The sequence below is a fragment of the Pedobacter sp. 01T416_2 genome (assembly GCF_056398925.1).
The window spans coordinates 1-7,618 of sequence record NZ_JBFTQI010000238.1 but is presented as its reverse complement, the minus strand read 5'-3'; the positions used below and the strand labels follow the sequence as shown (position 1 = coordinate 7,618).

Below are 7,618 nucleotides of genomic sequence, written 5' to 3'. Positions count from 1 at the left end.
GGCCTAACCACTGGGATAGTGCACGTGTTGGGGCTGGTGCGGCACCCATAAAAACCACAGAAGGATGGCTCGAAATCTATCACGGTGCAAACGGAAAACATCAATATTGTTTAGGTGCCTTTCTAATGGATTTAAATGATCCATCGAAAGTACTGGCCAGAACCGATGAGCCGATTATGGTGCCAACAGCAGATTACGAACTGCATGGTTTCTTTGGTGAAGTCGTATTTACAAACGGCCACATTGTTAACGGAGATGAATTAACGATTTACTATGGTGCGGCTGATGAGTTTGTTTGTGGCGCTAAGTTTTCGGTGAAAGAAATTTTGGAGACACTGAAATATATCTAGTTCTTTTTGCCACGGAAGCACTGATAAACACGGAAGATGGGCTTGTTTTTCTGTACCATACAACTAATGATCAATAGCCAATGAACTAAACAAAAAAAGCGATCCCCGTTTCCGAGAATCGCTAGTAATTTTGATATTAAAGCATCAGGTTTTCACTTTAAACCCTCCGCCTTCCTACCCTCAACCTTATTAGTATCCAAAAATCTGCTCCAGGCTTAATTTAGTTACCGGGCCGAATTTTGCTAAATCGGCCATGTTGATTTTTTTCTCTGAAGCCACGATACAATAGTTGTAAGGTTTGCCCGAAAGATTGGTTTGATGGAACGATTTTACATCATTAAAAGTTAATGGTTTTAAGTTCGCATATTCATCAACTCTTGAGTCATGATCGAAACCTAATTTTTTATCTGCCAAATAGCTATAGATAATTCCATCTTTGGTAATACGGCTGGTTTCTAAGCCGTTTAATGAGTTGGTTTTTGATAATGCAAATGATTTATCAGACTCTGGTAAAGTGGTTAATAACTCATTCATACCGGCAACTGCTTCATTCATTTTATCTGCCTGTGTACCTACATAAGCGATAATGGTATTTTCTTTTTCTTTGGTATTTGGAGAAGAATATACTGCAAAGGTAGAATAAGCCAAAGCTTTAGATTCGCGGATGGTTTGGAATACTACTGAGCCCATGCCGCCGCCAAAATAGTTGTTAAACAAGGCGATTTTTGCTGCATTGGCCGGATCGTACAAGCCACCATTGCGTACCCAACGGATTTCTGCCTGCACCATATCATAATCGGCAAAGTAAACTTTGTTCGAATCGGTTTTGGTGTATACAAATTTCTTAATTGGCGCCGTATCTGTAAATTCTTTAGCCAATGGGTGTGCTTTTACAATATCAGCAGAAAATGCTGCTAAAGTTTTAGGGCCATAATAAGTAATGGTGTGTTTGTAATTGGTTAGGTTGTGCAAGATATAGATCAGATCTGCCGATTTCATGTTTTTGATCTCATCATTGCTTAATCCGTAATTGAAAGGATTATCGGCACCATACTGTGCATAACTCATTAAACCACCAAGAATTGATGATTTGTTTAATTTTGCGTTATCTCTCGATTTTAACAAACGGCCTTTTAAATCTTCTAAGGCTTTTTCGTTTGCTTTGCAATTTGCCAATACATCTTCTACCAGGGCAACAGCTTTATCAAAGTTTTCTTGTAAACCACTGATGGAAACTGTAGTTACATCGGTACCTACGTTTATGCTATAGCTACAGGCAATGTTGTAAAATGCTTTACTAATATCCTCTGCCGAATATTTATCAGTACTTAAGAACGCTAAATATTGAGCAGCATAAGGCAACAACTTATAGTTGTATGAGCCCACATCAAAACGGTAGCCTAAACGGAAAATTCCGTTTTCGGTGTTTTGAACCGCAATTACATCAGCAATGCCTGCTTTACCGAAATTAAGATCTTTGGTATAATCTAAAAACTTAGGGGCGATGGGTTTTACCGGTGCAGCAATAATGTCTTTCGTAAATGGAGAAACCTCATTAACATTGGTTTTTACCGCGGTAATGGCTGGCTTTTCTACTTTAACGATGCTTTTATCTTCGCCTTTATGTTTTAAGATAGAAACATAGTTGTTGACGAAAAATTTATTGGCAAAATCTACAATTTCCTTTTTGGTTACTTTAGCCATTGCATCGGTTGATGCCAGGGTTTTATCCCACTCCGTACCACGGTTTTGGATAAAGGCATTCATCGCGAAATCTGCACGCACATCGTTATTATCGAAACTTTGTAACTCTGCCAATTTGATGTTTGCAACAGTTGCTTTAATCAAACTTTCGTCGAATTCGCCTTTTTTAAGGAGTTCTACCTGCTCTAACAATAATTTTTGCGCTTCTTCTAAACTTTGTCCGGCTTTAGGTGAGCCAGATAAGATGAAGATTCCATAATCTTTCATCGAGTTATAACCAGCGCTTGCCCTCAACATTTTTTGCTGTTTATTGATGTTGATATCCATTAAACCCGCTTTACCRTTGGCTAAAATGCTGCCGATTAAATCCAGTAGTAAGCTTTGGTGTGTATTTTGAGCAAAACCTCTATAGGCAACGTATAAATTTTCGGCACTTGGACCGTAAATGTCAACCGTTTGAACCTGCGTTAATGGTTTTTCTGGAGCAGGGTTGTAGAGTGAAAATGGTTTTGGAACCATGAAGGCAAAATCTTTATCGATTTTTTTAATTAAATCATCATAATTAATATCGCCACTCATAATTAGGGCCATATTATTAGGCACATAATATTTGTTGTAATATTTTCTGATTTCGATTAAAGATGGATTTTTTAAATGTTCAATGGTACCAATGGTGGTTTGTTGTCCGTAGTTATGTGTTGGGAACAAAGCATACAGCATTTTCTCATACATTTTACGGCCATCGTTATCCATACCGATGTTTTTTTCTTCGTACACAGCTTCTAACTCTGTATGGAAGATACGGAAAACAGGGGCGCGGAAACGTTCTGCCTGTAYGGCCAAAAATTTATCAATGGCGTTTGATGGAAGATCTTCCTCGTAAACGGTTTCTTCTACCGAGGTGTGGGCGTTGGTAGAGTTGCTCCCGATCGATTTCATCATTTTATCGTATTCGTTTGCGATAGAATAATTAGAAGCTTCGCCCGAAGTTTTATCAATTTCTTTATAAATCTCTTTACGTTTAGCCGGATCGGTAGTTTTGTTGTATGTTTCGTAAAGTGCCTCGATCTTATCTAAAAGTGGTTTTTCTTTGGCATAATTTAAGGTTCCAAATTTATCCGTTCCTTTAAATAAAAGGTGTTCTAAATAATGCGCCAGGCCGGTATTGGTACGCGGATCGGTATTACTGCCCGCTCTTACCGCCATTTTATAGGTAATATTTGGCTCTTTATTGTTCTGGGATAAAATTACTGTCAAACCGTTTTTTAGTGTATAAAAACGTGTTTTGGTCGGATCGTTGGTTACATACCTGTAGCTAAAGCCACCAGATGTTCCTGTTTTCCATTGATAGGTTGTTTGCGCCTTCGCTAAAGCACCTGTAAATAGAAAACAAGCCAAAGTAAATAGTTTGAATTTCATTGAATTGGTTTTGGTTTATGATAATGAGTGCGTACCTGTTGGTTTAAGCGTGATCTCAAATACAGCCTTCATTTTTAATAAGTTATTTATCCAAATATATATGCTTTCTGGCAGGGAATGAAATAATTTTGATTTCAAAACTAAAAATCTAGGAATAAATGATTTTTGCATATAAACCATGCTTTATTGTGCCTTGAATTTATAATCTGTATTTTTACCGACATGACAAAGCAGGGCACAAAACCAAATATTTTAGTTGTAAATGATGATGGCATTACAGCTACAGGCATCAAAAATTTAATGGAGGTAATGCAGGAGCTGGGCAATGTAGTGGTGGTTGCGCCAGATAGTCCGCAAAGCGGAATGGGGCATGCCATTACCATAGGTAAACCGATCCGTTTTGATAAGGTTGATCTTTATGCCGGTGTAGAAATGTACAAATGCAGTGGAACCCCGGTTGATTGTGTTAAAATTGCTGTAAATAAGATTTTTAAAGGTAAAAAACCTGATTTATGCGTTTCAGGAATTAACCATGGACTAAATAATTCGATTAATGTACTTTATTCAGGTACCATGTCTGCAGCGGTGGAAGGCGCGATAGAAAAAATCCCCTCTATTGGTTTCTCTTTAGATGATTTTGCAGCCGATGCCGATTTTAGTCATACCAAAAAATACATTAAAAACATCTGTGAGCAGGTTTTGGTGAATGGTTTACCAGAAGGAACCCTTTTAAATGTGAATTTCCCAAAAGGCGATCAGCTAAAAGGCGTTAAAGTTTGCCGTCAGGCCAATGCAAAGTGGATGGAAGAATTTGATGAAAGAACTGATCCTTACAAACGACCATACTATTGGCTAACCGGTGTTTTTGAAAATTTCGATAAAGGAGAAGATACCGATGTTTGGGCATTGGAAAACAATTATATTTCTATTGTCCCGGTCCAGTTTGATTTAACGGCACACCATGCGATACAAGCAATAAACAGTTGGGATTTTATTGGCAACAATGCTGCTAAATCTACAAGTACCGGCACTAAAGTTTCAGCGCCAGATGGCATAAATTTAGGTTAAGCGCTTGCCATTATGATTGATCGATTGAAAAGATTAAATAATTCTGTATGGATAGGTTTGGGCATTGGTTTGCTTGTGCCGGCAATATTTTGTTCCATTGCCTGGTACATCATTACCCATGTTGCTTCCCTTGCTAAAGCAGATTTGTTATATATTGGTGGTATTGCAATAAATGCCTATACCATGCAATACTTTTTTAAATACAATAAAGAAAATATTGGCAGGGGTATATTGGCCGCAACGTTTTTATGCGCTTTTGTATTTTTTGCTTATAAAGTTTTTTAAAACAGGCGTCATTGCGAACTGAAGAAGGGGATGGTGAGCTGGGTGAAGCAATCTTTCCAGAACAACGGAGAATTAAGGGATAGACAATAGCATAAAGATTGCTTCGTCGTGCCTCCTCGCAATGACGACTTTGTTATAACATAAGAAAATATGAAGTACTACCTCGTAGCCGGAGAAGCCTCAGGCGATTTACATGGCGCCAACTTAATGAAAGCCTTAAAAACTGAGGACGGCGAAGCTGTATTCAGGTATTTCGGGGGTGATAAAATGCAGGCCGAAGGTGGCGAGTTGGTTAAACACTATGCTGATATGGCTTTTATGGGCTTTACAGAAGTAATTCTAAATTTAAGGACCATTTTCAAAAATCTTAAAGCCTGCAAGAACGATATTTTACAATGGAAGCCCGATGTACTGATCCTGATCGATTTTCCGGGATTTAACTTAAAAATAGCAGCGTTTGCAAAGGCCAATGGTATTAAAGTATGTTATTATATTTCACCTAAAGTTTGGGCATGGAACCAAAAACGGGTGCTGAAAATCAAAAAGGTTGTCGATCATATGTTCTGCATCTTACCTTTCGAAGTAGATTTCTACAAAGAATGGGGCATGCAGGTAGATTATGTAGGCAACCCATTATTAGACGAAATTGCGCAATTTACTCCAGATCTAAATTTTCGCGAAAACCATCAATTAGGAGATGGAAAAATTATCGCCCTGTTGCCTGGTAGCCGCAAGCAGGAAATAGAACGTTTACTCCCGGTGATGTTGAGCATTACCGAAAACCATCCCGATTATATTTTCGCCATAGCAGCCGCACCAACCTTTACCGAAAGTTATTATCGCCGGTTTACGGGAGATAAAAAAGTTCATCTGCTTTTTAACAGTACCTATAATTTATTGCACCATGCGCATGCTGCAATTGTAGCTTCAGGAACAGCTACGCTAGAAACTGCTTTGTTTAAAGTGCCACAAGTGGTTGTTTATAAGGGCGGAACCATTTCAATTGCCATTGCCAGGATGTTGGTGAAAATTAAGTTTATTTCATTGGTTAATCTTATTGTAAACAAGAAGATTGTAACCGAACTTATCCAGGAAGATTGTAACACCCAAAAGGTGAACGGAGAACTCAAAATTATCTTAACAGGGGAGGGCAGGAGTGAGATGTTAAAACATTATGATGAGTTGCTTTTACTTATGGGAAAACCCGGCGCTTCGGCAAAAACGGCCAGATTAATTACGACCTATCTGCACAAAACAATTTAACAGGATAGAGGGGCCTGATTATGAACTTATTTATTTATACAGGATATTAATTTTGATACAAAAGACGCTTTAATGGTGCCTTTTGTTGTTTTAAGCTTTCATATTTACATTGAACCATCCTTTAACAAGTGTTTCTAAAACGATTAACATAAAAAATGTTAAATTGCGTCTTTATAATGGGCAAAAATTTAAAAGCTGCAATTTTTATTTAGCTTTGAATTGATTAACTTAAAGAAATCCAACCAGATGAAATCGCTTTCTATTAAAGATATAGCCGTAAAAGCAAATGTATCCATTACCACAGTTTCATTCATTATTAACGGTAAAGCAAAAGAGAAATCGATAAGCGAGGCAGTAATAGAGAAAGTTGAAAAAATTATCGAAGAAAGCGGTTATAAGCCTAATCAGATTGCAAGAAGCTTAAGAACTGGTAACTCCAATATCATCGGCTTAATTATCGAAGATATTTCCAATTCATTCTTCTCGAGGATTGCAAGGTTAATCGAAGATAAAGCCTATAAAAGAGGCTATAAAATTATTTATTCCAGTACAGAAAACAGCATCGACAAAGCAAAGGAACTGATCAACATGTTCAAATCGCGAAAAGTTGATGCCTATATCATTTCTCCAATAAAAGGAATAGAAGAAGATATACAAATGCTCCTGGATGATGGAAACCCTGTAATCCTGTTCGATAGAAATTTGTCAGACATTAATACCAGTTATGTTGGAGCAGATCATTTTAATGCCTCGCACCAGTCCATACAGAGTTTTATCGATCAGGGTAAAAAGAATATAGCCTTGGTTACCACTGATATAAATGTGGAACAAATTATAGAGCGATACGATGGTTATAAAAAAGCATTGGAAGATAATGGGATCGAATATAATGACAACCTGGTTTTAAAGATCCACTTTAACCAGGAAGAAGGCGAAACGATTGCTCAGATTCAAGAACTCTTCGAAAATAAAAAAATCGATGCAGTGTTATTTGCAACCAATTATTTAGCGATTAGTGGCTTAAAAGCGCTAAAACAAATCAATAAAAAAGTAGGAGATGATTTAGGAGTTATCGCATATGATGATCATGAAGCATTCGAACTGCACACCCCCCGTATTTCTGCTGTCCAACAACCCCTGGAAGAAATAGCTGAAACCATTATTAAACTCATTTTAAACCAACTTTCCTCAAAAGGTAAATCACCTGCTGAAGAGGTAATTATCCCCGCCCGTTTAGTCATTAGAGACTAGAAAAAAATCATCCCTCACTCGATTGTAATATTTTTTTTACTTACTAAAACGTTTTATTATAATTTAAAATTGCTATAATTGATCTACTAAAACGTTTTAGCATAGCCGGACTAATTTTATGAGTATTACAGCAGTTCTCTACTGAATTTTAATGGATTGTATTAGCTACAGGGATAGATCTTCTCGTTGGGATTTTTTCTGTTTGTCCAATCAAATCTTCAAAACAATAAGATAATAGAAAACGTCAGACACTTAGCCTGTCTGGCCATCGCTTTCGC

At 37.4% G+C, this 7,618-nt stretch carries 6 protein-coding genes; 5 read left to right on the top strand and 1 reads right to left on the bottom strand.

Features of this window, described 5'->3' with window-relative positions:
- On the top strand, positions 1 to 350 hold a 350-nt coding region (locus AC1DPQ_RS11895; protein WP_477609431.1), incomplete at its 5' end, for a glycoside hydrolase family 130 protein.
- Between the two features lie 189 nt (positions 351 to 539).
- On the opposite strand, the gene AC1DPQ_RS11890 is transcribed toward AC1DPQ_RS11895, so the two are convergent.
- Complete coding sequence (locus AC1DPQ_RS11890) at positions 540 to 3,473, bottom strand: M16 family metallopeptidase (protein WP_477609429.1); 2,934 nt, start codon at positions 3,471 to 3,473, stop codon at positions 540 to 542.
- A 222-nt stretch (positions 3,474 to 3,695) separates the two neighbouring features.
- Here AC1DPQ_RS11890 and surE point away from each other — a divergent pair, with 222 nt between their 5' ends.
- The 4 genes from surE to AC1DPQ_RS11870 all read left to right on the top strand — a co-directional run bounded on the left by surE (position 3,696) and on the right by AC1DPQ_RS11870 (position 7,340).
- Positions 3,696 to 4,541: a 5'/3'-nucleotidase SurE gene (surE, locus tag AC1DPQ_RS11885; protein ID WP_477584943.1), complete on the top strand. Its 846-nt coding sequence runs from the start codon at positions 3,696 to 3,698 to the stop codon at positions 4,539 to 4,541.
- A gap of 24 nt (positions 4,542 to 4,565) precedes the next feature.
- Complete coding sequence (locus tag AC1DPQ_RS11880; RefSeq protein WP_245235043.1) at positions 4,566 to 4,826, top strand: stationary phase survival protein SurE; 261 nt, start codon at positions 4,566 to 4,568, stop codon at positions 4,824 to 4,826.
- 150 nt (positions 4,827 to 4,976) lie between these two features.
- Positions 4,977 to 6,089: a lipid-A-disaccharide synthase gene (gene lpxB, locus AC1DPQ_RS11875; protein ID WP_477609427.1), complete on the top strand. Its 1,113-nt coding sequence runs from the start codon at positions 4,977 to 4,979 to the stop codon at positions 6,087 to 6,089.
- A 246-nt stretch (positions 6,090 to 6,335) separates the two neighbouring features.
- Positions 6,336 to 7,340, top strand: a complete 1,005-nt coding sequence (locus tag AC1DPQ_RS11870; RefSeq protein ID WP_477609425.1) for a LacI family DNA-binding transcriptional regulator — start codon at positions 6,336 to 6,338, stop codon at positions 7,338 to 7,340.
- Positions 7,341 to 7,618 lie beyond the last annotated feature (278 nt).

Coding starts and splice junctions, on each gene's coding strand:
- surE (WP_477584943.1), top strand. CDS start 3,696: ATGACAAAGCAGGGCACAAAACCAAATATTTTAGTTGTAAATGATGAT.
- lpxB (WP_477609427.1), top strand. CDS start 4,977: ATGAAGTACTACCTCGTAGCCGGAGAAGCCTCAGGCGATTTACATGGC.
- AC1DPQ_RS11870 (WP_477609425.1), top strand. CDS start 6,336: ATGAAATCGCTTTCTATTAAAGATATAGCCGTAAAAGCAAATGTATCC.